Below are 26,846 nucleotides of genomic sequence, written 5' to 3'. Positions count from 1 at the left end.
ATAGGAGCATGTAGTTAGAATCAGCTGTGACAAAGCATTTGGCGGGATGTTCGTCTCGCGGATAATATATAAAAAGGGCTATCAAAACAAGGGCAACTTTTTTTTAATTGTTGGTAAATTGTCAACATTCTGTCTTATTTTTGCTGGCACTTTTAAAGAAACCTTAGGTCAAATCTAAACTAAATAGGCTGTGTATCGTCGTGTTTCCATTCGTTTGCGTAAGCAATTAGTGAGTGTTCTTATCCTATGCGCGGGACTGGTTAGTTCTATTTCCGTGGCTCGGGCAGCAGATCCTGGTGCGGGTAAGACGCTATTTCAGCAACAATGTGCTTCCTGTCACAATGTTCACAAGAAGCTGACCGGACCGGCACTGGCCGGTGTAGAGGAGAGATGGCCTGATAAAAAGCTTCTCCATCAGTGGATCCGCAATTCCGCGTCCGTTCTGGCTACTGGCGACAAATACGCCAACGATCTCTTTAATCAATATAACAAGCTTCCGATGACGGCCTTCCCCGGCCTCAAGGATGAGGATATTGATAACATCCTGGCATATATTGCCGCGGAGGAGACGAAAGCTGCTGCCGGTCCCAAGGAAACAGGTGCGGAAGCAGGCGCTGCTGCTGAAGATTCCGGTGGCAACAGCCTCCTTTTCGGCATTATTACCCTGATCCTTGCCATTGTGGCGGTGATCCTGATGCAGATCAACAGCAACCTCAACAAGCTGGCTGCGGAAAAAGAAGGACACGAGCAACCTGAACCCGTTCCCTTTTATAAAAACAAAGCTTATATCGCGCTCGGTATCATCGTATTATTCGTTGTTGGCGGGTACTTCACCATCCAGGGCGCTATAGGCCTGGGCCGCCAGCAGGATTATATGCCGGAGCAACCGATCTTCTACTCGCACAAGATACACGCCGGTATTAACCAGATCAACTGCCTGTACTGCCACTCTTCCGCAGAGAAGAGCAAGCATGCCATGATCCCTTCCGAGAACGTCTGCATGAACTGTCACAAGGCGATCACAGAATATACCGGACCGGACCTGTACACTGCTGAAGGCAAGAAGGTGAACGGTACCGCCGAGATACAGAAACTGTTCGACCATGTTGGATGGGATCCCGGCGCCCAGCGTTATACCAAACCCGGTCAGCCTATCGAGTGGATCAAGATCCACAACCTGCCTGACCATGTGTACTTCAACCACTCACAGCACGTAGCAGCGGGTAAAGTACAATGCCAGACCTGCCACGGCGAGATCCAGAATATGGATGAGGTGCATCAGTTTGCAGACCTTTCCATGGGATGGTGCGTGAACTGCCACCGTACCACCAAAGTACAGTTCGCAGAGAACAACTATTACAGCATCTTCGAGAAATTGCATACGGACATAAAAGACGGCAAGATCAAAGATGTGACGGTAGAAATGGTGGGTGGTACCGAGTGTCAAAAATGCCACTATTAATATTATAAGGATAAGGAGCTAGTAACTCAACATTTTTAAATCGTAACTCGATATAATCACATGGAGCAAAAAAAGTATTGGAAAGGCTTGGAGGAGTTGCACAATACGGCTGCGCATAAAGAAGCTGTGAAAAACGAATTCAGGGAAGACCTGCCGTTTGAAGAGAGTGAAAGCCTGCTGAATGCTACGACCCCCCGCCGGGATTTCTTGAAATACCTCGGGTTTACCACGGCTGCCGCAACCATTGCCGCAAGCTGCGATATCCCGGTGAAGAAGGCCATCCCTTACGTAAATAAACCGCAGGATATCACCCCCGGTGTACCCAACTATTATGCTTCTGCCTATGCTGTAGACGGTGAATATGTTCCCCTGGTGGTGAAAACCCGTGAGGGCCGTCCCATCAAGATAGAAGGTAACGACATGTCTTCCGTTACCGGTGGCGCCACCACCGCAAGGGTACAGGCAACCGTACTGGGCCTCTATGATGTGGCCCGCCTCCGTTATCCCGGTATCAATAAAGGAGCGGACAAAGGGGATAAACTGGAAGAAAAGATACAGGAGCTGACATTTGCGGAACTGGACAAGCAGGTAGCTGCCGCCATTTCCGGCAAACCCGTTGTACTGCTGTCCTCCACCATCATCAGCCCTACTACCAAAAAACTGATCGGCGAGTTCCTGGCGAAATACCCCGGTTCCCGTCACGTTACATACGATGCGGTGTCTTATTCCGGTATGCTGCTGGCCAATGAGGCTTCCTACGGAAAGAGAACACTGCCTTCCTACCATTTCGAGAATGCAAAAGTCGTGGTAAGCCTCGGCGCCGATTTCCTCGGTACCTGGCTGAACCCTGCTGAATATTCCCGCCAGTACGGCGCTACCCGCAAGATCAATGCAAAGAACCCGGAAATGAGCAAACATTTCCATTTCGAAAGCATGATGAGCCTGACAGGCGCCAATGCGGATGAAAGATACACGCACCGCCCCTCTGAAACAGGAGCCGTAGCCCTCGCGCTGCTGGCTGCACTGGGTGGCGGCGTTACTGCCCCTGCTATCGCGGATGCACGTCTGAAAGAGGGTATCGCCAAAGCCGCCAAGGCCATTCAGGCCAACAACGGCAAAACACTGGTGGTATCCGGTTCCAACGATGTGAACGTACAGCTCATCGTTAACGCCATCAACAATCTGGCCGGTGCCAATGGCACTACGATCGACTGGGCGGTGACCTCCAATTACCGCCAGGGTATCGACAGTGAAATGGCCCAGCTGGTGAGCGACATGAACGCCGGCACCGTTGGCGCACTGCTCGTGTATGGTGTGAACCCCGCCTACGATTACTTCGACGCGAAGAAGTTCGCCGAAGGGATCAAAAAAACAGGCGTGACCGTTTCTTTCAACGACCGTTACGACGAAACCACCCAACTCTGCAAATACATCGTTCCCGATCATCACTTCCTCGAAAGCTGGGGTGATGCGGAAGGACGTACCGGTTATTACGCTTTCATTCAACCGACGATCGCTCCCCTGTTCAAAACCCGCGCATTCCAGGCCTCCCTGCTGAGCTGGAGCGGTAGTACCACAGCCTGGGAAGATTACCTGAAGAATGAATGGATCACCCGGCTGGGTTCACAGGAAGCTTGGGATAAAACCCTGCAGGACGGTGTCATCGAGCCGCAGGCCGGCGCCGCGCTATCCGGCGCTTCTTTCGCCGGTGATATCGCAGGGGCCGCAGCAAAGATCAGCAGCGCCAAAAAAGGCGGTAAGCTGGAACTCGTGCTGTATGAAAAAGTGGCCATCGGTAACGGTAAAGAAGCCAACAACCCCTGGTTGCAGGAAACACCGGACCCGATCACCCGCTCCACATGGGACAACTATGCCTGCGTATCCAATGCAGTAGCCAAAACCTTCAAAACAGAACTGGGCGATGATTACGAGATCAACGCAGAAAAACAGGTATTGAAGATCACCGCCAAAGGCGTGAGCGTGGAACTGCCGCTGCTGATCGTTCCCGGTATCCATCCGGATGTGATCGCCATTGCCGTAGGTTACGGCCGCGGCAAGAAAGCGTTCATCGGCAAAGCCGCCGGTGAAGTAGGCGCCAATGCCTATCCGTTCGTTTCCTTCAACGGGCAGACGTTCGATTATTTTGTTACAGAAGCTACCGCCGAGAAAACCGGCAGAAAATACCCGGTAGGCCTTACCCAGACGCATAACAGCTATGAGGGCCGCCCGATCATCAAAGAAACCACGCTCGAGGAGTTCATCAGGAACCCGAAAGCCGTGAACCACGACAGGGAGCACCTGGCGCATTACGGAGAAGATTTCCGCAAAGACGCCACCCTGTATCCGAACCACCCGTACCCCGGTATCAAATGGGGCATGTCCATCGACCTGAATACCTGCTTCGGCTGCGCTGCCTGTGTGGTAGCCTGCTCCGCGGAGAATAATGTGGGCGTGGTAGGTAAAGAACAGGTGGTACTGGCGCACGAAATGCACTGGCTGCGGATCGACCGTTATTTCAGCGGAGACGAGAACAACCCTGAAGTGGTGTTCCAGCCCATGCTGTGCCAGCACTGCGATAACGCCCCCTGCGAGAATGTTTGCCCGGTAGCCGCTACCAACCACAGCTCTGAAGGCATCAACCAGATGGCTTACAACCGCTGTATCGGTACCCGTTATTGCGCAAACAACTGTCCGTATAAAGTTCGCCGCTTCAACTGGCGCGACTGGAACGGGGCGGACAGCTTTGAAGGTAACCTGGCCGATACTGCCGATATGAACGATGCGCTGACCCGCATGGTGCTGAACCCGGATGTAGTTGTGCGCAGCCGCGGTACGATGGAAAAATGTTCTTTCTGCGTACAACGCCTGCAGGACGCGAAACTCGCCGCCAAGAAAGCCGGCCGCCCGATGAAGGACGGAGAGGCCCGTACCGCCTGCCAGCAGGCATGTGCCGCGGATGCGATCGTATTCGGCAACATCAACGATACAGAAAGCCGTATTCACAAGGTACGTAATGAAGAACAGCAGGACCGCCTGTTCTATGTGCTGGAAGAAACCCATACTTTGCCTTCTATCAACTACCTCGCGAAGATCCGTAACAAGGACGCCGCACCGGTAGCCGCAGGCGCGCATGGAGAAGAGAAAGCCCATCACTAGGAAAGCGCAGAGCTCCGCAAAGGCGGAAGGATGCAAAAGATTGAAAAAGTAAAGAATCAGTTTTAAGTTTTGAAACAACGTAGTTCCGGCCGCAGGGCGGAACGAGCAAAGCTCGAAATACTATGCATTTGAAGTACGAATCCACACTGAGAGAACCTTTAGTAGATGGGGTTAAAGATTATCACCAGGTAACGGAGGATATTATCAGTCCCATTGAAGCCAAGCCTGGAAAGCTGTGGTATATTGGATTATTTATCTCCATAGCCTTGCTGTTGTTTGGTGTTTTCTCCGTGTTCTGGGAAGTTTATTTCGGTACCGGGGTGTGGAACCTGAACAAAACGATCGGCTGGGGATGGGACATCACCAACTTCGTATGGTGGGTAGGTATCGGTCACGCCGGAACACTGATCTCCGCGATCCTCCTGCTGTTCCGCCAGGGATGGCGTACCGGGGTGAACCGCGCGGCGGAAGCCATGACCATCTTTGCGGTAATGTGCGCGGGCCAGTTCCCGATCTGGCACATGGGCCGTGTATGGATGGCCTTCTTTGTACTGCCTTACCCCAACACCCGCGGCCCTTTATGGGTGAACTTCAACTCCCCCCTGCTGTGGGACGTATTCGCGATCTCTACGTATTTCACCGTTTCCCTGCTGTTCTGGTACTCCGGCCTGCTGCCGGACTTCGCTACCGTGCGGGACAGGGCCAAAACCAAACTGCGTAAATTATTATATGGTATTGCCGCTTTCGGCTGGACGGGTTCCACCAAACACTGGCAACGCCACGAATCACTTTCGCTCGTACTGGCCGGTTTGTCCACCCCCCTGGTACTTTCCGTGCACACCATCGTATCATTCGACTTTGCTACCTCGGTGATCCCCGGATGGCATACCACCATCTTCCCGCCCTACTTCGTTGCGGGTGCGATCTTCTCCGGCTTCGCGATGGTACAGACACTGCTTATTATCACCCGCAAGATCCTTGGGTTGGAAGAATATATCACCCTGGGCCATATCGAGGCCATGAACAAGGTGATCGTACTGACCGGTTCCATCGTGGGTGTGGCATATCTCACAGAATTATTCATGGCCTGGTATTCAGGCGTGCAATATGAATTCGATACCTTCTACAAGTTCCGTGCTGCCGGTCCCCTTGGCTGGAGCTACTGGATCATGATGACCTGTAACGTGATCTCTCCGCAGGTATTCTGGTTCCGGAAAATGAGAAGGAACATCATGGTAACCTTTATCATGTCCATCATCGTGAACATCGGTATGTGGTTCGAACGTTTTGTGATCATCTGTACTTCACTGTACCGCGATTATCTGCCGTCCAGCTGGAGCTACTACCGCCCGTCCTGGCCCGAAGTCGGTTTCTATCTGGGCACCTTCGGCCTGTTCTTCACCTGTTATTTCCTTTTTGCCAAATACTTCCCGGTGATCGCAGTTGCGGAGATCAAATCGATCTTGAAAACTTCCGGCCAGAATTACAAGGAGAAAATGGTGAAATATGAAGAGGAAGACGCGGAAAAATTTGCCCACGATCAGGCGCATCACTAAGAATTGATTTTGATTAACGGATTATTGAACACTTATCCATATGGCTGTTAAAAAATTTGTTGTAGGCAGTTTTGATGACGAGGCGGTATTGTTTCCGGCGGTAAAGAAAGTACGCGCTGCCGGGTACAAGATTCACGATGTGTACACGCCTTTCCCCGTGCATGGGCTGGACCATGCCCTGGGCCTGAGAGAGACCAGCCTGCATACTGCCGGTTTCATCTACGGCATCACTGGTACAACCACGGCATTGTCTTTTATGAGCTGGGTATTTACAACAGATTGGCCGATGAACATCGGTGGTAAACCCCACTTCCCGCTGCCGGCATTCATTCCCATCACCTTTGAGCTGACGGTATTGTTTTCAGCAGTAGGCATGGTGATGACATTCATGTACCTCTGCCAGATGGCGCCGTTCGTGAAGAAACATATCTTCCATCCGCGCCAGACGGATGACCTGTTCGTCATGGTCATCGAACTGTCGGAGAAAACCCGTGCGGAAGAAGTGAAAGGCTTCCTGGACAGCGTAGGGGCCAAAGAGATCAATGAGCAGACTGCCGAAACCGGATGGTGGCTGGGGCGCTACGATAAAGAGGACAAATTGTTCTCGCCATCCGTAGAACCCGTGAACGTTTAATTCAACAGATCAGTCAGATAAACCGGAATGAAACCGGGTGGAACAAAGCATTCTGCCACCAGGTCAAATTCAACCAGGAACCCTCGGGAAACTGGAAAAGACAAAGAACAACGAGATAAATTAAATACCGGATGAAAAGGACTTCCAACATACTGATTGTAGCTGCTTTGGCTGGTGGGGCTTTGCTCTCCGCCTGTAACAAGGGAGCGCATAATAGAAAGCCCGGCAAGATCTATGTGCCAGACATGTATGAATCCCGTGCGTACGAGTTCTACAATGGCCGCCTTGCAAGCATGAAGCCGGTGGAAGGCACAGTGAAGAGAGGAGCAATGCTGCCCTATCACCTGAAAGCGGAGGATACCGCACAGGCAAACAGCGTAAGGAACCCGCTGACCGTAGATGAAGCAGGTATCAAAGAAGGCAAGCGCCTGTTCGATATTTATTGCGGCGTATGCCACGGCACCAAGCTGGATGGCAACGGCCCGCTTTACAAAGGTGGCGACGGTCCGTATTCCGCAGCTCCCCCGGCTTTTCTCACCGGCAAGCTGATGGGCTACAGTGAAGGACGTATATTCCATGTGATCACTTACGGGTTCAATATGATGGGAAGCTACGCCAGCCAGCTGGATGCGGAGCAGCGCTGGAAAGTAGTGGCCTATATAAAAAATATGCAGAACGGCGGTGAAGCGCCTGCAACACCTGCAGCTGATTCAACTGCAGCTTCGGCCGCACCTGCAGCAGTGGTAGCTGCCAAATAATTTGTTTAAAACGCATTTCAACTTAGTATTTTAATATACAACAGTAATGAAGGACCAATTTGTAGTACCGGCAAGATTAAAAACGACCAGCTTCGTGCTTTTGGGTATTGGCTTGCTGACTTTATTGATCGGATTATTTGCATTCTCTGGCGAGCATGGCTCCACCCGTTTCTGGGCAGGCCTGCTGCAGAACAGCACCTTCTTCCTGATGGTGGTGTTGGCCAGTACCTTCTTCATTGCTGCCACCACCCTGGCGCATGGCGGATGGCAGATCGGTTTCCGCAGGGTGCCGGAGGCTATCTCCATGGCTGTGCCTGTGCTCGGCGTGATCGTACTGATCGTGCTGGGATTCCTGATCTTCGGGGACAAAGGGCATGTTTACCACTGGATCCATCCGGAAGGCGACAGGATACTGGAATTCAAATCCCCTTTCCTGAACCCGGCATTTGTGTCCATTGCTTCGGTGATCACAGTAGGCCTTTGGATCGCGTTGACCATCAAGCTGCGCAAAATGTCCCTGCAGGAAGATACCTGGTCCATGACAGCAGAAAAGGCTAAAAGCCTCGTCTGGAGAAATACCGTATGGTGCGCAGGCTTTATTGTTGTTTTCGCATTGTCCGTTGGTTCCACCACACCCTGGATCTGGCTGATGAGCATAGACGCGCACTGGTTCTCCACCATGTACAGCTGGTACACATTTGCCAGCACCTGGGTATCAGGCCTGTCCCTCATTGCATTATTTGTGATTTACCTGAAAGGAAAAGGTTACCTGCCCTGGGTAACCGATGAGCACCTGCATGACCTGGGCAAGTTCATGTTCGCATTCAGCATCTTCTGGACTTACCTCTGGTTCTCCCAGTACATGCTGATCTGGTACGCCAACATGCCGGAGGAGACCATCTATTTCCAGCCGCGTGTATGGGGCCCCTGGAGGCCGGTGTTCTTCCTGAACCTGATCCTCAACTTTATCTGCCCGCTGTTGATATTAATGAAACGCGCTACCAAACGTAATTATACCGTAATTGCTTTTATGGCGGTGCTCATCATATTCGGTCACTGGCTCGATTTCTACCAGATGGTAATGCCCGGCACGGTTCGTGAGCTGCATTTCCCCTGGTTTGAACTGGGTATCGGTCTTGGTTTCGTTGGCCTGATCATCTGGATCACTGCCAACCAGCTTGCGAAAGCACCGCTGGTTCCGAAAAACCATCCGTACCTGAAAGAAAGTATCATACACCACACCTGATGCGTGGCGTAAGCACAGAAACAACGTAAAGCATTAGATAACTTAATTATTATTCATAAGCAATGTCAGGATTTTTAGCAGTTTTAGTTGTTGTTCTCATATTCGTCGTGATCTTCCAGATCGCGAAAGCAAGCGAATATGTGTCCATTCTGAAAGGTGAAAAGAAATCGCGTGAGCAATCCAACCGCATCAACGGTTTCCTGATGGTGGCATTCCTGGTGTTGGGATTGATAGGGGTGTGGTGGTGCCATGATCTCCTGGAAGACAGAATGCTCGGAGAATCCGCTTCCGTTCAGGGGGAAGGTATTGACCAATTGATCAAGGTGACGTTCATCATCACCCTGGTCGTGTTCATTGCCACCCAGATCCTGTTGTTCTGGTTCGCTTTCAAATACCAGGAGAAAGAAGGCCGTAAAGCATTTTACTTCCCGCATAACAATAAACTGGAAGTGATCTGGACCGTGATCCCGGCTATCGTGCTCACCGTACTGGTGGCATTCGGTATCCGCCACTGGCTCCGTATCACCTCTGAAGCACCAAAGGACGCAATGATCGTGGAAGTGACCGGCGCACAGTTCAAATGGATGGTACGCTATCCCGGTAAAGACGGACAGCTGGGCCGCAAACACTATACGCTGATCAATGAAGCCCAGAGCAATCCTGTAGGGCAGGACTGGACGGATACGCTGAATCATGACGACTTTGTGGCTCCCGAACTGCATGTTGTAGTGGACAAGAACGTAAAGCTGATCATCGGTTCCCGCGATGTGGTGCATGATGTTGGCCTGCCGCACTTCCGCCTGAAAATGGACGCTGTGCCGGGCATCCCCACCACCCTGTGGTTTACGCCGAAGTACACCACCGCTGAAATGAGAAAACGTACCGGTAACCCGGATTTTGTATATGAACTGGCTTGTGATCAGATGTGCGGTGTGGGCCACTACTCCATGAAAGCGAATATTGTTGTGGAAACACAGGAGGAATACGATGCATGGGTGGCCGCTCAGCCTACCCAATATGCACAGGCGCATCCCGCTGATGCCCCTGCGGAGAAACCGGCAGCGGCTGATTCAACCGCCACGGCATTGACAATGAAGTAAATTTGTGAAAGCGTAAAAAATTAAAGAAATAGCCGGAGAGCCTGCCCCGTTTGACGGCTTATCATAAACAGCACTTATTATGAGTAACGAAGCAACATTGCACAGTCAAGATTTATCGCATCACGGCCACGTGGAGCATGGGCATGGGAATGGTCACGATGGCCACGACCATCATCATGAGGAAACCTTCATTTCGAAGTATGTTTTCAGCATGGACCATAAGATGATTGCCAAGCAATTCCTCATTACCGGTATCATCTGGGCCATCATTGGTGCATTCTTCTCTGTTCTGTTCCGTTTGCAACTGGGTTATCCGGACGCTACTTTCCCCTGGCTGGAAAGCATGCTGGGCCACTGGGCTGAAGGTGGCAGGATCACTGCCGAAGCATACTATGCCCTGGTGACCATGCACGGTACCATCCTGGTATTCTTCGTACTGACTGCCGGCCTGAGCGGTACCTTCTCCAACCTGCTGATTCCCTTGCAGGTAGGTGCGCGTGATATGGCTTCCCCTTTCATGAACATGCTCAGCTACTGGTTCTTCTTCCTGGCCAGCTGCGTGATGATGAGCTCCCTGTTCGTGCAGACCGGTCCGGCTTCCGGCGGATGGACTTCCTATCCTCCCCTGAGCGCACTGGGCGACGCTTCTATCGGTTCCAAGATTGGTATGGACCTCTGGCTGGTGAGCATGGCACTGTTCGTGGTGTCGTCCCTCCTGGGTTCCCTGAACTATATTTCCACCATCCTGAACATGCGTACAAAAGGCATGAGCATGACCAAGATGCCACTCACCATCTGGGCGTTCTTCTTCACGGCTGTGCTCGGCGTATTGTCCTTCCCCGTTCTGCTGAGTGGTTTCATCCTCCTGTTGTTCGACCGCCACGGCGGTACCAGCTTCTATCTGAGCGAACTGTTCGTACAGGGTAAAGTGCTGCCGAATGAAGGCGGTTCCGCTATCCTTTACCAGCACTTGTTCTGGTTCCTGGGTCACCCTGAGGTGTACATCATCATCCTGCCGGCCATGGGTATGGTATCGGAAATACTGGCGGTAAGTTCCCGCAAGCCGATTTTCGGGTACCTGGCGATGGTAGGCTCTATCTTTGCGATCACCATCCTGGCATTCCTCGTATGGGCGCACCACATGTTCGTTACGGGCCTGAACCCGTTCCTCGGCGCGTTCTTCGTATTGCTGACATTGCTGATCGCCGTGCCCTCGGCCATCAAGGTATTCAACTGGATCACGACCATCTGGCGCGGGAATATCCGGTTCACACCGGCATCCCTCTTCTCCATCGGTTTTGTGAGCACCTTTATTTCCGGTGGTCTGACCGGTATCTGGCTGGGTAACTCCGCTATCGACATCCACCTGCACGATACCTATTTCGTTATCGCGCACTTCCATATTGTAATGGGTGTATCCGCATTCTTCGGGATGTTCGCCGGTATTTACCACTGGTTCCCGAAAATGTACGGCCGTTTCATGAACCAGACGCTGGGTTTCATCCACTTCTGGATCACCTTGGCAGGCGCTTACCTGATCTTCTGGCCGATGCACTATGAAGGTATGGCCGGTATGCCCCGCCGTTACTTCGATTATTCCAACTGGGCTTCATTCAGCATGTTTGAAGGGCTGAACCAGTTCATCAGCTTTGTGGTGATCATTGTGTTCGCAACACAGTTGTTATTTGTTTTCAACTTCTTCTACAGCATATTCAAGGGCCGTAAGCTCACCACACCGAATCCGTGGGAAGCTACAACACTCGAATGGACGACCCCGATCAACCCCGGTCACGGTAACTGGCCCGGCGAGATCCCGGAAGTACACCGCTGGGCTTACGATTACAGCAAGGATGGGAAGGACTTCATTCCGCAGACCGTCCCTGTATCGCCCGACGAGTCCGGCCACTAGTAGCAGGAGTATAAAAGGAATGGTGAATCAGAATTATGTTGCAAGAAAATTCCATAAAGTTGTCTTTATCATACGCCATTGCAAGCAGGGTGAAGGATTACTTCATGATGATGAAGTTCACCCTCACGTTTTTGGTCGTGTTTTCCTGTGTGGTGGCTTACCTGCTGGTACCGGGAGTGGAATTTGACCTTATAAAAGTTCTTTTATTATTTACAGGTGGTATCCTGGTATCCGGTTCCGCCAACACCATCAACCAGATACTGGAGAAGGATACGGACAAGCTGATGGCGCGTACGGCGGTAAGGCCGTTGCCCGCCGGGAGGCTTTCTGTTTCCGAAGCCAGTGTAGTGGCTTTGGTGACCGGTGCGGCCGGGCTGGCCATCCTGGGGTTCGGGTTTAACTGGCTGAGCGCAGGTGTGAGCCTTTTTTCCCTGGTGCTGTACGGATTCGTGTACACCCCCTGGAAGAAATGGAATTCGCTGGCAGTGCTGGTGGGCGCTATTCCGGGAGCATTGCCTCCGCTGATCGGCTGGGCAGCCGGCGCCAACAACCTTTCCGAAGGAGGATGGACGCTGTTCGCTATCCAGTTCCTGTGGCAGTTCCCGCACTTCTGGGCCATCGCCTGGGTAGCGCATACGGATTATACCCGGGCCGGCTTCCGGCTGATGCCTTCGGAAAAAGGGCCAGGCAAGATGATCGCGCTGCAATCGGCCATGTATGCCCTGTTGCTGATCCCTGCCGGCGTAGCACCCTACCTGTTGGGCATTACCGGTCGTTTTTCAGCCATCGTGGCGATCCTGATCGGCGGGTTCTACCTGTACAGGGCTATCATGCTCTACCGGAAATGTGATGTGCCTTCCGCCAGGAAACTGATGTTCGGATCATATATTTACCTGGCAGTGATATTACTGGGGCTGTTGTTTGATAAAGTAAAACTGTGAGGAGAATGATAACAATGAACGCACAAAGAAACAAGATACATCCGCACAAGTACTCCATGTGGATCGCTATGGCCAGCATCACAATGATGTTCATAGGGTTCACGAGCGCTTATGTGGTTAAACGTTCACAGGCAAACTGGCTGAGCTTTGAGTTGCCATCGATCTTCTGGGTGTCCACAGTACTGATCCTGCTGAGCAGCCTGACGATCCACCTGGCGCTGCGCCGCTTCAAAGCCCGCAGCATGGCCGGTTACAAATCGCTGATCACATTGACCGCGCTGCTGGGGATCGCATTCACCGTTTGCCAGGTGATCGGGTTTGCCGACATGAAGGATCACGGTCTGGCGCTGGACAGCACGGTATCGGCTTCGTTCATCTACGTGATCGCCGGTGTGCATATCCTGCACGTACTGGGTGGTGTAGTGGTGCTGCTGATCCTGTTCTTCAGGGCTTACCGTACGAAGATCAGGACCTACAGCGCAGTACCGATAGAAGTGGCCGCCACATACTGGCATTTTGTAGACGGGCTTTGGATATACCTGCTGATATTTTTCAGCTTGGCACGATAACAGACAATCAAAGAACAATAAATTTATAATTCGTACAAATGGATAACGCAGTAACAGCGAAGAAAAAATGGTGGAGTGGCGGGCATTCGCCTTTCAGCGTGAGCTACGGCAAGTTGATGATGTGGTATTTCCTGATCTCCGATGCCTTCACGTTCGGCGCATTGCTGATCTCTTACGGCACACAACGTTTCATGGCTGAAGCCTGGCCCGACCCCAACGTGGTTTTCCATTCATTCCCCTTTATGGGGCATATGAATCTCCCGCTGGTGTTCGTGAGCCTGATGACCTTCATCCTGATCATGAGCTCCGTGACCATGGTACTGGCGGTGCATGCCGGGCATAACCGCGATAAGCAGGGGGTGATCAAATGGCTGGTGCTCACCATCATCGGTGGAGCCATGTTCCTTGGCTGCCAGGCCTGGGAATGGACGCACCTGCACGAGGTCAGCGCATGGTGGGGCAGCAATCCTTTCAACAATGCTGACGGTTCTGCACCGATTTCTACGAACTTTACCGACTTCTTCTTCACCATCACCGGTTTCCACGGTGTACACGTAACCTCCGGTGTAGTGCTGAATATCATTGTGCTCATCAATACCATGAAAGGTACATATGAACAGCGCGGCCACTATGAAATGGTGGAAAAAGTTGGATTGTACTGGCACTTTGTAGACCTGGTATGGGTATTCGTATTCACCTGTTTCTACCTGCTGTAACCGCATAAAGCTGACATTGACATCATTAATATAAACGAGAAAAGAATTTACCGAACATGGCGCATTCACATTCTGCAACAGGCGAGAAAGATACAGCCGTAAAGAAAATATGGAGGACCTTCTGGATACTCCTGGGCATCACCGTAGTGGAAGTAGGGATGGCATTCGTGCACCTGTACACCGGATGGCCGAGCAAATTATGGCTTAACTCGCTGTTCATCATACTCACGTTCTTCAAGGCTTTCTATATCGTAGCCGAGTTCATGCACCTCAGACATGAAGTGAAGAACCTGATCATGACCATCCTGTTCCCGCTGTTGCTCTTCGTATGGTTCATTATCGCATTCCTTGCGGATGGTGATTCCTGGAAGAACATGCGGAGAGACCTTTCCCCGGGGACACCGGCTCCAAAGGAAGCTCCGGCGCAACAGCCTGCTCATCATTAACATCGTAACATAACAATAGCCGGAAATGTAAAAGTGATTCGATCAGGCAGATAGTTTCACTTTTACATTTTTTGCTTTTATATCAACACTAAAACGAACCAGTTATTTCCAGAAAAGCATTATTAGGAGTAGCATTAGCCATTCTGGTGCCGCTGGCCGGTTACCTGATCGTGGACCATTACGGCAAAAATGTAGTGCATGTACCGCCCTACCTCATTGCCGAGCGGGTAGACACTATTGTGAAGGATGGGAAGACCACCTATGATACCGTGTATCACCAGGTGAAGGATTTCACGCTCACGAATCAGCTTGGGGAAAAGGTGAGCCTGTATGATATAAAGAACCGCATCGTGGTGGTGGATTTCTTTTTCACCAGTTGCCCCACCATCTGCCCCACCCTTACCCGCAACCTGAAGATGGTGCAGGAAGCGTATAACAAGCACGATACCCTCATCCAGATACTGTCTTTAACCGTTGACCCGGAAAGGGATACAGCGCAGAAACTGAAAGCCTATGCCGACAAATACAGCATTGATCCCAAGAACTGGTGGCTGCTGACCGGTGATAAAAAAGAGATATACGACCTGGCACGCTACGAATTTTTTGTGAATGCTGTGCAAGGCGATGGCGGTCCGGATGATTTCATCCATACCGAGAAATTTGTAGTGATAGATAAAGACCGTTACATCCGGGGGTATTACAATGGGCTGGATACGAATGATGTCCGCCGTATGGTGAATGACATTGCCGTGCTGCACATTGCAAAGGACAAAAAGAAGCCCGGCCTGCTGAAGCGGTTGTTCTCAAAAAACTGAAAACATGGAACTGAAAAATAAGAACCTGAACCTGCCGATTGCGATCATCTCCGTAGCTATCCCTGTGCTGGTGGCCGTGCTGTTCGTTTTGCCGAAGCCAGATATCCAGGCGGGCTTTGATGTGAAGATCCTGCCTTTCTTCCATGCCGTGCTGAACTCCACAACAGCCGTACTGCTGTTGGCCAGCCTGTACTTCATCAAGAACGGGCGGCAGCGGGCACATAAATGGGCCAACCTGTCTGCCGTATTCCTGTCTGCCGTATTCCTGCTCTCTTATGTTACCTATCACTTCCTTACGGACAGTACGAAGTTCGGGGACATCAATCACGATGGCGTGACAGATGCCGCCGAGATCGCTGTGGTGGGAAGCATCCGTTACTTGTATTATTTCCTGTTGCTGACGCATATCCTGCTGGCCATCGTGATCGTACCGCTGGTATTGTTTACCCTGCTGCGCGCATTCCAGCACGACAATCCCCGTCACCGGAAGATCGCCCGCATCACCTGGCCACTCTGGTTCTATGTAGCCATTACCGGTGTGGTGGTGTACATCATGATACAGCCTTACTATGCATAAAAACTGATGCCCGTCAGGATTCGTACCAGCTAAATGCTTTACATTCGTACTGTGAAAAAGTTATTTCTTTTTATCATGATGCTTGCGCTGCTGTTATCCGGCAGCGAATTGTTCGCACAATGCTCTCTCTGTACGAAAACGGCCCAGCAGCTTGGCGAGGGCCCGGCCAAAGGACTGAATAACGGCATCCTGATGCTGGCTTTTACGCCGCTGGCGCTTATAGCCCTGCTGGGCTACCGCTGGTGGAGGAGCCAGCGGGCATCGCAATGATCGCTTCCCTGAATTTATTTTTTGAGTACCGCCACATCGAACTCGGGGCATTCTACCCGGAGGTCGGAGGATTTAAGCGGTGACTGTACGAGGTTGCAATAGTGACCGCCGCGCTTCATCTCATAAAAACGGCAGTTGAAACACATCCGCTGTGGGGTGATGATCAGCTTTTCATTGAGGTCCTTGATCAGCCGCAGCAATTCTTCCAGCAGCTCCGCCTGTTTCCCCGGCGGTATATTTTTCACCGCATCCAGCATGGGATTGGCGAATTTTTCCACTTTTTTACCAAGACTTCGCCCTTCCCGCGTGAGATGCAAAGTATGACTGCGGTTATCCTTTTTTACTTCTTTCCTGTTTAACAGCGCTTTGGATTCCAGTGTTTTGATAGCATCGCTGACGGTAGCCTTTGTCATATTAAAGTAAGTGGCAAGATGGGTGACCGTGCGTACTTTTTCCGGGTAGTGAAGCAGAAAAGTAAGGATCTGTACCTGTATGGGGCTGATACCATGCTGCTTGGCCTCCTGCCATAGCAATACCCGAAAAGCTTCGGACAGCCGCTCCAGCGCAGCCACCACTTTGCTGGCAGTATTAGCAGCCTGGTATTCAGGGTTAAAGGTAGATTCCTTTGCCATGTTGGATATTCGCTGTATCGGTTTTATAGTTTGATGGACATGAGTCTTTCCGCTTTTGCCAGGCTTCATGGAATGGCGCGTAATGTACAAAACTTTTCAGGCCTGCCGAATAGCACATTCATGGTGTTTAAATGCGCTGTAAATGCACAAATCAGTTTGTGGAGGCGGGTGGCGCCCGGCTTAGCCATCCGGTCAATGCCCTTCCGATACGAGCTTTAATCCGGCGATCGACCCGATCAGCATCACCAGGAAAAATATCCGCCAGGCCGCGGCGGGCTCTTTAAAGATCAGCATACCGGCTATGGCAGTGCCTGCGGCGCCAATGCCCGTCCATACCGCATAAGCTGTACCAATGGGCAACCCGCTGTTGATCGCCTTGTTCAGGAAAAAGAAACTTGCGGTGATGCATATCACGAAGCTCAGGGAGGGCCACAATCTGCTGAAGTTCTCGGAGTATTTCAATGAAATGGTAAACCCGATTTCAAACAGCCCGCCGATAATTAAAAATAACCAGGCCATAACAAGATGTTTTTAGGAATAATAAGAAGATAATATCTCAGGAGAAACGCACCGTTTCAGCTGCCGTAGTTGAATACAGCATAGATGAAGTGAAGGCGGAAGATGTTGGGTGCGGTGCGCATGGCGCAAAGATAAGCAATTAAGCAGGATGAACGTATTGTTGCACGGTGCGGTAAATGGAAAACTGCGGGTCTGACATATGCGCCTGTATTTCCCGGAAGAGCGCCTGTTTGTCCACATCCTGCATCCTGCGCTGGCGGATGATCTGCCAGGCTTTTTCCGTGAGCAGGAGGGCTTTTCGCTGCAGGTTGTTGTGTAGCTGGTCCCGGTGACCATCCAATGCAGTGATCAGTTCATCGATGCCCTGCTGTTTCGTGGCCACGGTTTTGACCACCGGTGTTTCCCATTCATCTGTCCGTCTGGTATGTGCCAGCAGTCTGAGATTTTTCACGAACTCATCCGCTTTGGGGCGGTCAGCCTTATTCACAACGAAGATGTTGGCGATCTCCATCAGCCCGGCTTTCATCGTCTGTATTTCATCGCCGGCTTCGGGAACCATCACCACCACCGTGGTATCCGCGATCCCTGCGATCTCCACCTCGCTTTGGCCAACGCCAACGGTTTCAATGAAGAGGTAATCGAATCCCGCCGCTTTGATGATATCGCTCACCTCCATGATCTTCGGGCTTAGTCCGCCTAACGCCCCGCGGCTGGCCATGGAACGGATGAAAACATTCGGGTCGGAGAAATGTTCGCTCATGCGGATGCGGTCACCCAGCAGCGCGCCGAAGTTGAAAGGGGAAGAAGGGTCTACCGCTATGATGGCCACCCGTTGTTGCCGTTGCAGCAACGCGGTAACGAGGGCATTCACCAGCGTGCTTTTACCCGCACCGGGAGGGCCGGTTATGCCTGCCACGCGGGTCTTTCCACCGGGAGGCAGGGCTTCGAGCAATTGCGTGTAGCCTTCCGCTTCATTCTCCACAAGCGAGATGCACCGGGCAAGCGCACGGATATCTCCCTGTTGCAGCTGACTGAGTAAATGCGCATACATGAAACAAATGTATCGATGATTTTCCACATCTTTGCATTCATGAAAGTCACCGGATTTACCTTTGTGCGCAATGCCGTAAAATTCGATTATCCCGTTGCGGAAGCCATCCGTTCCATCCTGCCGCTTTGCGATGAAGTGGTGGTGAGTGTGGGCGATTCCGATGACGGTACACTGGAGCTGATCCGTTCCATTGATTCCGGCAAGATCAGCATCTATCATTCTACCTGGGATGATTCCCTGCGGGAAGGCGGGCGTGTGCTGGCGGTGGAAACCGACAAAGCGTATGCGCATGTGAGTGATGATACCACCTGGGCCTTTTACATACAGGCGGATGAGGTGGTGCATGAAGACGATTATCCCGCTATCCGCGCAGCGATGGAGCAGCATAAGGATGATAAACGGGTAGAGGGCCTGCTGTTCAGCTACCGCCATTTCTACGGCAGTTACGATTATGTAGGCGATTCGCGCACCTGGTACAACAAGGAGATCCGCATCATCCGCAAAGATGCCCGCATCCGCTCTTACCGCGATGCACAAGGCTTCCGGCTGGATGGCCGCAAACTGCGGGTGAAGCCTGTGGCCGCCTGGATGTATCATTACGGCTGGGTAAAAAGCCCGGCAGAACAGGCGCTCAAATTACAGCACGCTGTAAAGATCTATAGCGGAAAAGAAGTGCAGATCAACAACTTTGACTACAGTGATATCGATTCCCTGCAACGGTTTACCGGTAAACATCCGGTGGTGATGTGGGGAAGGATAGAACGGAAGAACTGGCAATTCGAGCATGATATCAGCCGGAAGAACTTCCGCGGGCTGAAGAAAAAATTGCTGTACTGGGTGGAGAAAAATTTTGGCGTGCGGTTGTTTGATTATCAGAATTACACGCTGCTTAAATGATCAGCCTTTCTTACCCGGGATGAAGAACCGGGCCCACTTCTTTTTTGCCGGCGCGTAGCGCTCCTTTATCACATCATACCCATGTTGCCGCAGCTGTGCGCTATAAGTGGCGAATAACGCCCGCAGTTCAGGCCTCCGTTCAAAAGTGTACATGCCGGGGTGATACAGGGAGATCACATTCTCCTGCTGCAATTTGTATCCGCTGAAATGAAAGAATATCAATGGCGCTGCATGCCCGCCATCTGCAGTATGCACGGTCAATCCCTTCTCCGCAGGAACCAGCTTCCGCTCGTCCAGGTTCCAGTAAGCCATGTTGTAACCCGGATGTTTGCTGATCATCAGCAGATCGCTGAAAAGCACCGGGGTGAGCATCAGCCAGAGCTGGTCTACAAAAAGCCCTTTCGAGGGTTTGTTGTACCCCCTGTCCAGCAACACATTTTTCCACCAGGAGAGGAACTGATGTACGCCGGGTGTATTGTTCACGGCAAAGAAACCTCCGTTGAAAGCCCCGCCCCGCAGCATATTACGTTCTATATTGCGCCTTGCTTCCGTGGCTATGGCATCATCCGGCCAGATGGCGGTATGGTTGACATGCGCGGTAAGCACCAGGTCCTTTGACCGCAGATCCTCCCAGACATTGTGCAGTGAACCGGTCACCATGATATCCGCATCAAAATAGATCACCTGCTCCGCCCCTTCCTGATTAATCAGGTAATCCGCCAGATAGGGTTTTAATGCGCAGCTCAGCTCAAAGGCATTATAGCGGGCTTTCATCGCTGCGTAATGCTCCAGTTGCATTTCCTCAATAATGATGGTCCGGGCCGGCCCGAAACGCGACAGTATTTCCCTCGCAAACGCGTCGCCATTGAACAGGAAAATAAACACAGCAACACCGGGATTATGCTCCAGCGCGGAGGCGGCCAGCGTTTTAGCTTCGGCAATATGGCTGGGTGTACAGATCGTATAAACGGCTTTCATCTTATTGTTTTTCGGCAAGAACGATATTGTTCTGATAAAAATCCTGCTTTGCCGGCAAAATGGCATTCATGATCACGCCAGTGAGATTGACCATAAAGATAAAAATGAACTTGAAAATGAACCGGGTTGGGGGGAATCTGAACAGAAAGCCGAAAAGCGGCAGGATATACTGTTTGTTATACACGACGATCATCTGGAATATCGCGGTCACAAACGTGCCGGACTTGTCTATTTTAAGGATGTTGAAGCCGTGTTTTTCCAGCAGGTGTGCCAATGCGAACCGGGTGTAACGTGCATAGTCGTTCGGTATTTCATGTTCATTCCAGACGAAGGGGCAGGTGATCAGCATTTTGCCGCCGGGTTTCATCACCCTGTGCAGCTCCGGCAATATTTCTTCCAGGTTGAAAAGATGTTCAAATACCTCACTGGTAAAAACGGCATTGAAGCGGCCGTCCGGAAAGGGTATTTTTTTGCCGTCATAAAAAACATCTATTTCCTCGTTCTCATGGTTATGGCCCTCACCGTTATAATCCACACCAATATATTCGGCTGTTTTAAAAAGAGAGATATAGGGCTTTGAGCCGCAGCCAAAATCCATCAACGAGCCTTGCAGCTCACCGGCATATTTTTTTATGGCCTTGTAAAGGCCTTTCCTGACGAAGTAAAAAGGATGAAAAAGGTTTGGATTGAATCCGCTGGATACATGGCCCATGGACAGTTGTTGATTAAGGTTGATGAATATGTTTAAGGTGCAACGGACCGGTACGCGGACAGGTATGCTGCTGCCGTGCGGTCCCAGTTAAATGACTGCGCCCTGCTGATAATGGTTTTTTCCGGATGACTGGTCTGATAGTGATGCATGCCGCTTTCAAATACCTGTTGCATGTATAACGGATCAAAATTGTCAAAATAATATGCCTGATCGCCGCCTATTTCGGGGAGACTGGTTTTATCGGACAGGAAGACAGGTTTCCCGAAATGCATGGCTTCCACTACCGGCAGCCCGAACCCTTCGGCCAGGGAGGGGAAAATGAATGCATGGCAGTTTTTTAGGTACCAGTATTTGCTGTCATCCGGTACGGGGCCAATGATCTTTACCCGTTCCTCCACGCCGTGCAGCGCAGCCTCCTGCATGATCTGCTGCCGGTATGCTTCGTTTACCTGTCCCGCAATGACCAGTTCCAGGTCGTTATGCTTCAGGAGGCAGGGCACCACATGGAAATTCTTTTTGGGCAGTACTACGCCCAGGCACAGCAGGAATGGCCCGGAGGGTTTGTAGGCCGGTGTGCTGAATCCCGGAAATTCATGTACTGTGCTGCCGTTGTAGATGACCTGCAGCGGTTTGTTCCCCGTATCGAGATACTGCAATACTTCCTGTTTCACAAATTCGGATATCGCCACCAGCTGGTCAGCTTCGCTTACGTTGCGCTGCAGTAAACGCAGGTATTTTTTCTTTTTCGCATCACTTTTGTTTTCATGCAGGAAGTTGAGATCATGTATCGTCAGCACTCTTCCGGTACGGGAATTGCGCGGCCGGTAAGGGGTGGTCTGGTAAGTGCTGTGCCATACGTCCAGCTGTTTACCGTAGGGCATGTAGAATTTGTGCAGCGGGTGTTGCCAGAGATAAGCAGGGGTAGAGCCGAAGTGCTTGCCCAGTTTGGGCGGCAGGTAGAAACACAACTCTTCCGCCGCCTTTGCAAGCAGCGCGGTTCCCAACGCATGACAGTACGTGTAAAGTCCGGTGGTAGGGTATTTCATTCTTTCGCAATCGATCAATATTCGCGTCATCGGACAGTTAGGTTGTTGCAGGCTGTTACGGATAAATGTCCTGACCGGGTTCACCGGGTGCAGGTTATTCATCGGCCAAAGATAAATTTTATTATTTTTAATTTCTCAATCAGGCTATTCGAGCTATGACCAATTTCATTCCCATATTTCCTCTCGCTATCGTTGTGTACCCGGAAGAACAACTGAACCTGCACATCTTCGAACCCCGTTACAAGCAGCTGATCGCAGAATGCATAAAGGAAGGAAAACCTTTCGGCATACCGGCGGTGATAGACAAAAAACTGAATGAATACGGTACTTTGGTGGAGATCGTGAAAGTGGAGAAGGCATATGAGAGCGGGGAACTGGACGTATCTACCCGCGGCCTCCGCGTGTTCCGCATACTGGAAGTGATCCGGAAAGTGCCGGAGAAACTGTATTCGGGCGCTATTGTGAATTATCCTGACAATCATCATCGCGGTAGCGTGAAATTGCAGCGGGAGGTACTGAAAGCCATACGTGAACTGCACCACATCCTGCAGGTCAGCAAATCCTTTGCATTGCCGGATGAATCCCTCCGTGCTTATGACCTGGCCCACCATGCGGGGCTTTCCCTGGAGGAAGAATACGAATTGCTCCATCTCTTTCATGAACTGCAGCGCCTGGAATATCTCAAACGCCATCTCCACAAGGTGATCCCTATGCTGACGGAAATGGAGCGGCTGAAAGACCGGGTAAAGCTCAACGGGCACTTCCGGAATTTATCGGTGGATAATTTTTAACTTGCGCCATGATCTTTTGCCTGGACCTGGGGAATTCCCGGCTGAAATGCGGCGTTATGCAGCAGGGGGAATTGCAGCAGGAGCTTTTTTTTACGGAAAACAATTTGCTGGAGGAAATGCTAGCTGCACTGGCGCTGTACAAACCAACAGCCAGCATCCTTTCTTCCGTGATCGACCATCCGCAGGAGCTGGAAACGCTGCTGGCTGCTCATACTACCTTCATCCGGCTGAGCCATACCCTTCCCTTGCCGGTACAGCTGGCTTACGACAAACCGGAAACCCTCGGGGTTGACCGGATGGCGCTGGCCGCCGGCGCCTGGAAGTTGTTTCCGGGGCAGCACAGCCTGATCATCGCCGCAGGCTCCGCCATTACCTACAATTTCGTGCACAAAACCGGTTCCTTCCTGGGCGGAGGCATCAGTCCGGGTATAGACATGCGCTTCCGTGCATTGCATACGTTCACGGGCAAATTACCGCTGGTAAAACCAGACACGCAGTACGCATTTATCGGCTACAACACCCGGCAAAGCATCCTCAGCGGCGTGCAGGAAGGCGCTCTGGCGGAGGTAGAGGGGATGATAACGGCCTATGGGCGGCGGTATGGGAACTTTAACGTGCTTTTAACAGGGGGTAATTTGGTTTTTTTTGCTTCCCGCCTTAAAAGTAAGATATTTGCAAGCCCGTATTTAATGTATAAAGGTTTAAACTCAATTGTAGAACTCAATGTATTGGACAAAAGCTAGTTTCTTTTGCCTGTTAGGCTTTTCTGTGCTTTCGGCAAAAAATGCTGCCGCCCAGGATAATTCACCGTACTCGCGTTTTGGCCTGGGAGAACTCTCCCGTTCCGAAAATGCTGTCAACCTGGGCATGGGGGGCGTTTCACAAGCTTTTTACTCAGCCCAGTCCGTGAACTTTCTCAACCCTGCCAGTTATTCCAGCCTGCAGCTGACCACTTTTGATGTGGCGCTCAATGGTGGGGTACGCCGGCTGACCAGCAATGAAACCAATTCCCGTGCGGGTTTCGGCACGCTCAGTTACCTGCAGTTGGGGGTTCCCCTTTCCAAGAAGTGGGGCCTGGCCTTCGGGCTTCGTCCCGTAAGCCGTGTGTCCTACAACATTGCGGAAGCCGAGGAAAAAACCTTCTTCGATACGTTGACCGTGCCTGTTGTACACCAGTACGAAGGCAGCGGCGGATTGTACCAGGTATTTGCCGGTACCGGCGTTGGCATCGGTAATTTCAGCATTGGTGTGAACGTGGGGTATGTCTTCGGCAACGTTTACAACAGCACCAAGGAACTTTATCCGCTTTCGTCCACCATCCTTCCTTCGCGGCACAGCCGCCGGAACGATTACGGCAGCTTCTTCTATAATGTTGGTATCCAACATACTTTCCACCTGAGCAAAGACCTCGAACTGACCCTCGGCGCCACCGGCAGCCTGGAGCAGAAACTGAAGGCCCGCCGGGAAAGCATGCGGGAAACCCTGTATTACGACGCTGCTTCCGATGAATACGATACGCAGGACACGGTATTTTACGAAAAAGGCGCCCGCGGCGAAATCCGTTACCCGCAACAGTTCGGCGGCGGTATCATGCTCAATAAAGTAGACAAGTTCATGATCGGCGTGGATTATACCACCGCTAAATGGGATAATTTCCGGAATTATGGAGAAACAGACTCTACCCGGAACAGCTGGAAACTGAGTGTAGGCGGACAATTCGTTCCTAATGCAACAGCGCTCACCGGCTACTGGAACAAGGTGACCTACCGCCTGGGCGGGCATCTGGGCAAGGATTTTGTAAGCATCAACGGGGAAGATATGAACACCAGGGGCTTCACCATAGGCCTGGGCCTGCCCGTAAGAAGGATGCCCTTCAGCTACCAGTTCTCCCAGATCAATGCCGCATTTGAAGTGGGCACCCGCGGGGATGTGAATATTGCCAAAGAGACGTATTACCGGCTGACCATCGGTTTCACGCTGAGCGACCGCTGGTTCATCAAGACCAAATACGACTAAAACGTCCGTCCCCCGGGGCGGAAGAAATACGCAGCATTCGGACAAAGCGAAAATCCAACGAACGATGAAACAGCTTTTTTCATATCTGGCCCTCGTGGTGATCTGCTGCAGCTGCGAAAACGATGTGAATGTCGTCAGAGCATTCGATGAAAGCAAGATCAGTGTGGAACAGGCCTACGATGTGGAAACCATTATGAGCCAGACCGCACACGTAAAAGGAGTGCTCACCGCTCCCTATATGGAACGTCATGTGACCGCACCCGCCTATACCGAGTTCCCCAACAGCCTCCGGGTGGTTTTCTACAATGATTCCCTCATTCAAACCAGCATCCTGACCGCCAACTATGGCAAAATGGATGAAAAGGACAATAATATCTATCTGCGGGACAGTGTAGTGTTCATCAGCTATTTTAAAGGAATGATCGCGAAAGAACGCCTGGATTGCAGAGAGCTCCAATGGGACGATAAAAAGAAGCTTTTTGTCTCCAACAGCCTTTGCCGCGTAGCACGGCCGGGAGATACGTTATACGGCCAGGGCCTGGAGGCTAACCAGGATTTCTCCTGGTGGCAGTTCATAGACGCTTATGGCAGCTTCCTGCCGCCGGACAGCATGGTCAATTTCGACTAGCAGCGCCTGAACCGATGCTTTTTTACCCTTCTTCTCCATGTGTCTTCCTTGTGTTCTCCTTGGGTTCTCCTTGTGTTGTCTTGGGGCAGACAGAAAAGTTAAAATAACATCAATCTTATAAACGCAATAACCCGGTCAATCAGACCGGGTTATTGCGCTTTAACCTATTTTTTAACCTAAATTTCTACGCTAAAAGTTTCAACAACCATGCCAAAGTGTTATTTTTCAATACTTCCGGCAAGCCGGGCAATTTAAAAACTCAATCTTAAACAAATGGAATACAGAAGATTAGGTAAATCGGGGCTACAGCTCAGCGTACTGTCTTTCGGCAGTTGGGTAACCTTCCACGGGCAGGTAGATGATTCTTTATCAGACCGCCTGATGGGCATCGCTTACGATAATGGCGTCAATTTCTTTGACAATGCGGAGATCTACGCCCTGGGCGAATCGGAAAAAATGATGGGAAGGGTGTTGAAAAAGAAGAATTGGGACCGTACCTCTTACACCGTATCCAGCAAAGCCTATTTTGGCTGGCGGGGGACGGACAACAAGCCTAACCAGACCGGGCTGAGCCGCAAACACCTGGTGGAAGCCTGTCATGAGGCGCTGCAGCGGCTGCAGGTAGATTACCTGGACCTCTATTTCTGCCACCGGCCGGACCGTCATACGCCGGTAGAGGAGGTGGTATGGACAATGAACATCCTCATTCAGCAGGGAAAGATCCTGTATTGGGGAACTTCCGAGTGGACCGCCGCGGAGATCATGGAAGCGCATATGGTGGCCAGGCAGTACAACCTGATCGGCCCCGTGATGGAGCAACCGGAGTATAACCTGTTCCGAAGGGAAAAAATGGAAATGGAATACCTGCCCGTTTTTCGGACCGTGGGGCTGGGCACAACCATCTTCAGCCCGCTGGCTTCCGGCCTGCTCACGGGCAAATACAATAAAGGCATACCCGAGGGGTCCAGGCTGGGGCTGGAAGGATACGAATGGCTGAAGAACAGGAACCTGCTGGAGGGCAATGTGCAGAAAGTCATTAAACTGCAGGAGGTGGCGGACCGGCTGAACACCAGCCTTGCCACTTTATCGGTCGCCTGGTGCATTAAAAACCCAAATGTGACCACTGCTATCCTCGGCGCCACAAAAGAGGCCCAATTGACGGAAAACCTCAAAGCCCTGGAAGTCTATACCAGCCTGACAGACGATATCATGAAAGAGATAGACGGCATCATGCAGACGGCTCCGCGTACACCTACCCATTAAGGGTGAATCGTGTTGGTTAAATCGATGTTAACAATAGGATTTTCAACACGTTTACGAGGTAAAACCTTCCTTTTACCAAATGCAGGTTGACGAGTATGCGGGACGTGTCTATATTTGCAAAGGTTTTTCATAGGATATGGTTAAAAATACTTGAGGGC

27 protein-coding genes are annotated in these 26,846 nt (G+C 51.3%); 21 read left to right on the top strand and 6 right to left on the bottom strand.

Annotated elements, in window-relative coordinates; all coding sequences use genetic code 11:
- Positions 1-274 precede the first annotated feature (274 nt).
- From FW415_RS03005 to FW415_RS02935, 15 genes are all read left to right on the top strand, one after another.
- Positions 275-1,462 (top strand): c-type cytochrome, encoded by a 1,188-nt coding sequence (locus FW415_RS03005; protein ID WP_246858889.1) that lies wholly within the window; start codon positions 275-277, stop codon positions 1,460-1,462.
- A gap of 60 nt (positions 1,463-1,522) precedes the next feature.
- On the top strand, positions 1,523-4,618 hold the full coding sequence (locus tag FW415_RS03000; protein WP_148382818.1) for a TAT-variant-translocated molybdopterin oxidoreductase: 3,096 nt from the start codon (positions 1,523-1,525) through the stop codon (positions 4,616-4,618).
- A gap of 122 nt (positions 4,619-4,740) precedes the next feature.
- Positions 4,741-6,174, top strand: coding sequence for an NrfD/PsrC family molybdoenzyme membrane anchor subunit (gene nrfD / locus FW415_RS02995; protein WP_148382817.1), 1,434 nt, complete (start codon positions 4,741-4,743; stop codon positions 6,172-6,174).
- Positions 6,175-6,214: 40 nt separating this feature from the next.
- The gene (locus FW415_RS02990; protein ID WP_148382816.1) at positions 6,215-6,808 is read left to right on the top strand and encodes a DUF3341 domain-containing protein; all 594 of its coding nucleotides are present in this window, start codon (positions 6,215-6,217) and stop codon (positions 6,806-6,808) included.
- Positions 6,809-6,939: 131 nt separating this feature from the next.
- Positions 6,940-7,566, top strand: coding sequence for a c-type cytochrome (locus tag FW415_RS02985; RefSeq protein WP_148382815.1), 627 nt, complete (start codon positions 6,940-6,942; stop codon positions 7,564-7,566).
- Between the two features lie 46 nt (positions 7,567-7,612).
- Positions 7,613-8,812, top strand: a complete 1,200-nt coding sequence (locus FW415_RS02980) for a quinol:cytochrome C oxidoreductase (RefSeq protein ID WP_148382814.1) — start codon at positions 7,613-7,615, stop codon at positions 8,810-8,812.
- Between the two features lie 62 nt (positions 8,813-8,874).
- Complete coding sequence (locus FW415_RS02975) at positions 8,875-9,912, top strand: cytochrome c oxidase subunit II (RefSeq protein WP_148382813.1); 1,038 nt, start codon at positions 8,875-8,877, stop codon at positions 9,910-9,912.
- 79 nt (positions 9,913-9,991) lie between these two features.
- Positions 9,992-11,821, top strand: coding sequence for a cbb3-type cytochrome c oxidase subunit I (locus FW415_RS02970; protein WP_148382812.1), 1,830 nt, complete (start codon positions 9,992-9,994; stop codon positions 11,819-11,821).
- 59 nt (positions 11,822-11,880) lie between these two features.
- Positions 11,881-12,762: a heme o synthase gene (cyoE, locus tag FW415_RS02965; protein ID WP_246858888.1), complete on the top strand. Its 882-nt coding sequence runs from the start codon at positions 11,881-11,883 to the stop codon at positions 12,760-12,762.
- Positions 12,763-12,776: 14 nt separating this feature from the next.
- Positions 12,777-13,331, top strand: a complete 555-nt coding sequence (locus tag FW415_RS02960; protein WP_246858887.1) for a cytochrome c oxidase subunit 3 — start codon at positions 12,777-12,779, stop codon at positions 13,329-13,331.
- A 38-nt stretch (positions 13,332-13,369) separates the two neighbouring features.
- A complete protein-coding gene (locus FW415_RS02955) occupies positions 13,370-14,047 on the top strand; it encodes a cytochrome c oxidase subunit 3 (RefSeq protein WP_148382809.1) in 678 nt (225 codons plus the stop codon).
- Positions 14,048-14,103: 56 nt separating this feature from the next.
- Positions 14,104-14,493: a cytochrome C oxidase subunit IV family protein gene (locus FW415_RS02950; RefSeq protein ID WP_148382808.1), complete on the top strand. Its 390-nt coding sequence runs from the start codon at positions 14,104-14,106 to the stop codon at positions 14,491-14,493.
- A gap of 146 nt (positions 14,494-14,639) precedes the next feature.
- Positions 14,640-15,308 (top strand): SCO family protein, encoded by a 669-nt coding sequence (locus tag FW415_RS02945; protein ID WP_168208639.1) that lies wholly within the window; start codon positions 14,640-14,642, stop codon positions 15,306-15,308.
- 4 nt (positions 15,309-15,312) lie between these two features.
- Positions 15,313-15,885 carry a DUF420 domain-containing protein gene (locus FW415_RS02940; RefSeq protein WP_148382806.1) on the top strand — a complete coding sequence of 191 codons (573 nt, stop codon included), beginning with the start codon at positions 15,313-15,315 and terminating at the stop codon, positions 15,883-15,885.
- A gap of 51 nt (positions 15,886-15,936) precedes the next feature.
- Positions 15,937-16,155, top strand: a complete 219-nt coding sequence (locus FW415_RS02935; RefSeq protein ID WP_246858886.1) for a hypothetical protein — start codon at positions 15,937-15,939, stop codon at positions 16,153-16,155.
- A 14-nt stretch (positions 16,156-16,169) separates the two neighbouring features.
- Here the strand turns inward: FW415_RS02935 and FW415_RS02930 are convergent, their stop codons facing one another.
- The 3 genes from FW415_RS02930 to meaB form a co-directional block, all read right to left on the bottom strand.
- Positions 16,170-16,787 carry a MarR family winged helix-turn-helix transcriptional regulator gene (locus tag FW415_RS02930; RefSeq protein ID WP_168208638.1) on the bottom strand — a complete coding sequence of 206 codons (618 nt, stop codon included), beginning with the start codon at positions 16,785-16,787 and terminating at the stop codon, positions 16,170-16,172.
- 192 nt (positions 16,788-16,979) lie between these two features.
- Entirely contained in the window at positions 16,980-17,306 is a 327-nt protein-coding gene (locus FW415_RS02925) for a multidrug efflux SMR transporter (protein ID WP_148382804.1), read from the bottom strand.
- 139 nt (positions 17,307-17,445) lie between these two features.
- Complete coding sequence (gene meaB / locus FW415_RS02920) at positions 17,446-18,357, bottom strand: methylmalonyl Co-A mutase-associated GTPase MeaB (RefSeq protein WP_148382803.1); 912 nt, start codon at positions 18,355-18,357, stop codon at positions 17,446-17,448.
- 39 nt (positions 18,358-18,396) lie between these two features.
- On the opposite strand from meaB, the gene FW415_RS02915 reads away from it, so the two are divergent.
- A complete protein-coding gene (locus FW415_RS02915) occupies positions 18,397-19,254 on the top strand; it encodes a glycosyltransferase family 2 protein (RefSeq protein ID WP_148382802.1) in 858 nt (285 codons plus the stop codon).
- Here FW415_RS02915 and FW415_RS02910 read toward each other — a convergent pair whose 3' ends face one another.
- Genes FW415_RS02910 through FW415_RS02900 form a run of 3 tightly spaced genes read right to left on the bottom strand, consistent with a single transcriptional unit; the run spans position 19,255 to position 22,092 of the window.
- Positions 19,255-20,232, bottom strand: coding sequence for a glycosyltransferase (locus FW415_RS02910; RefSeq protein WP_148382801.1), 978 nt, complete (start codon positions 20,230-20,232; stop codon positions 19,255-19,257).
- A 1-nt stretch (position 20,233) separates the two neighbouring features.
- Positions 20,234-20,944: a class I SAM-dependent methyltransferase gene (locus FW415_RS02905; RefSeq protein ID WP_148382800.1), complete on the bottom strand. Its 711-nt coding sequence runs from the start codon at positions 20,942-20,944 to the stop codon at positions 20,234-20,236.
- A 32-nt stretch (positions 20,945-20,976) separates the two neighbouring features.
- On the bottom strand, positions 20,977-22,092 hold the full coding sequence (locus tag FW415_RS02900; protein ID WP_148382799.1) for a glycosyltransferase family 1 protein: 1,116 nt from the start codon (positions 22,090-22,092) through the stop codon (positions 20,977-20,979).
- A 53-nt stretch (positions 22,093-22,145) separates the two neighbouring features.
- Here FW415_RS02900 and FW415_RS02895 point away from each other — a divergent pair, with 53 nt between their 5' ends.
- From FW415_RS02895 to FW415_RS02875, 5 genes are all read left to right on the top strand, one after another.
- Entirely contained in the window at positions 22,146-22,781 is a 636-nt protein-coding gene (locus FW415_RS02895; RefSeq protein ID WP_148382798.1) for an LON peptidase substrate-binding domain-containing protein, read from the top strand.
- A gap of 8 nt (positions 22,782-22,789) precedes the next feature.
- The gene (locus FW415_RS02890) at positions 22,790-23,524 is read left to right on the top strand and encodes a type III pantothenate kinase (protein WP_148382797.1); all 735 of its coding nucleotides are present in this window, start codon (positions 22,790-22,792) and stop codon (positions 23,522-23,524) included.
- Entirely contained in the window at positions 23,505-24,797 is a 1,293-nt protein-coding gene (locus FW415_RS02885; protein WP_148382796.1) for a hypothetical protein, read from the top strand. The genes FW415_RS02890 and FW415_RS02885 overlap by 20 nt, the downstream gene beginning before the upstream one ends.
- 64 nt (positions 24,798-24,861) lie before the next feature.
- Positions 24,862-25,425 carry an LPS export ABC transporter periplasmic protein LptC gene (gene lptC / locus FW415_RS02880; RefSeq protein WP_148382795.1) on the top strand — a complete coding sequence of 188 codons (564 nt, stop codon included), beginning with the start codon at positions 24,862-24,864 and terminating at the stop codon, positions 25,423-25,425.
- A gap of 273 nt (positions 25,426-25,698) precedes the next feature.
- Positions 25,699-26,688 carry an aldo/keto reductase gene (locus FW415_RS02875; protein ID WP_148382794.1) on the top strand — a complete coding sequence of 330 codons (990 nt, stop codon included), beginning with the start codon at positions 25,699-25,701 and terminating at the stop codon, positions 26,686-26,688.
- The last annotated feature ends 158 nt before the right edge of the window (positions 26,689-26,846 follow it).

This window comes from Chitinophaga sp. XS-30 (assembly GCF_008086345.1).
Lineage (GTDB): Bacteria > Bacteroidota > Bacteroidia > Chitinophagales > Chitinophagaceae > Chitinophaga.
This window is presented reverse-complemented; position numbering and strand designations above follow the sequence as displayed.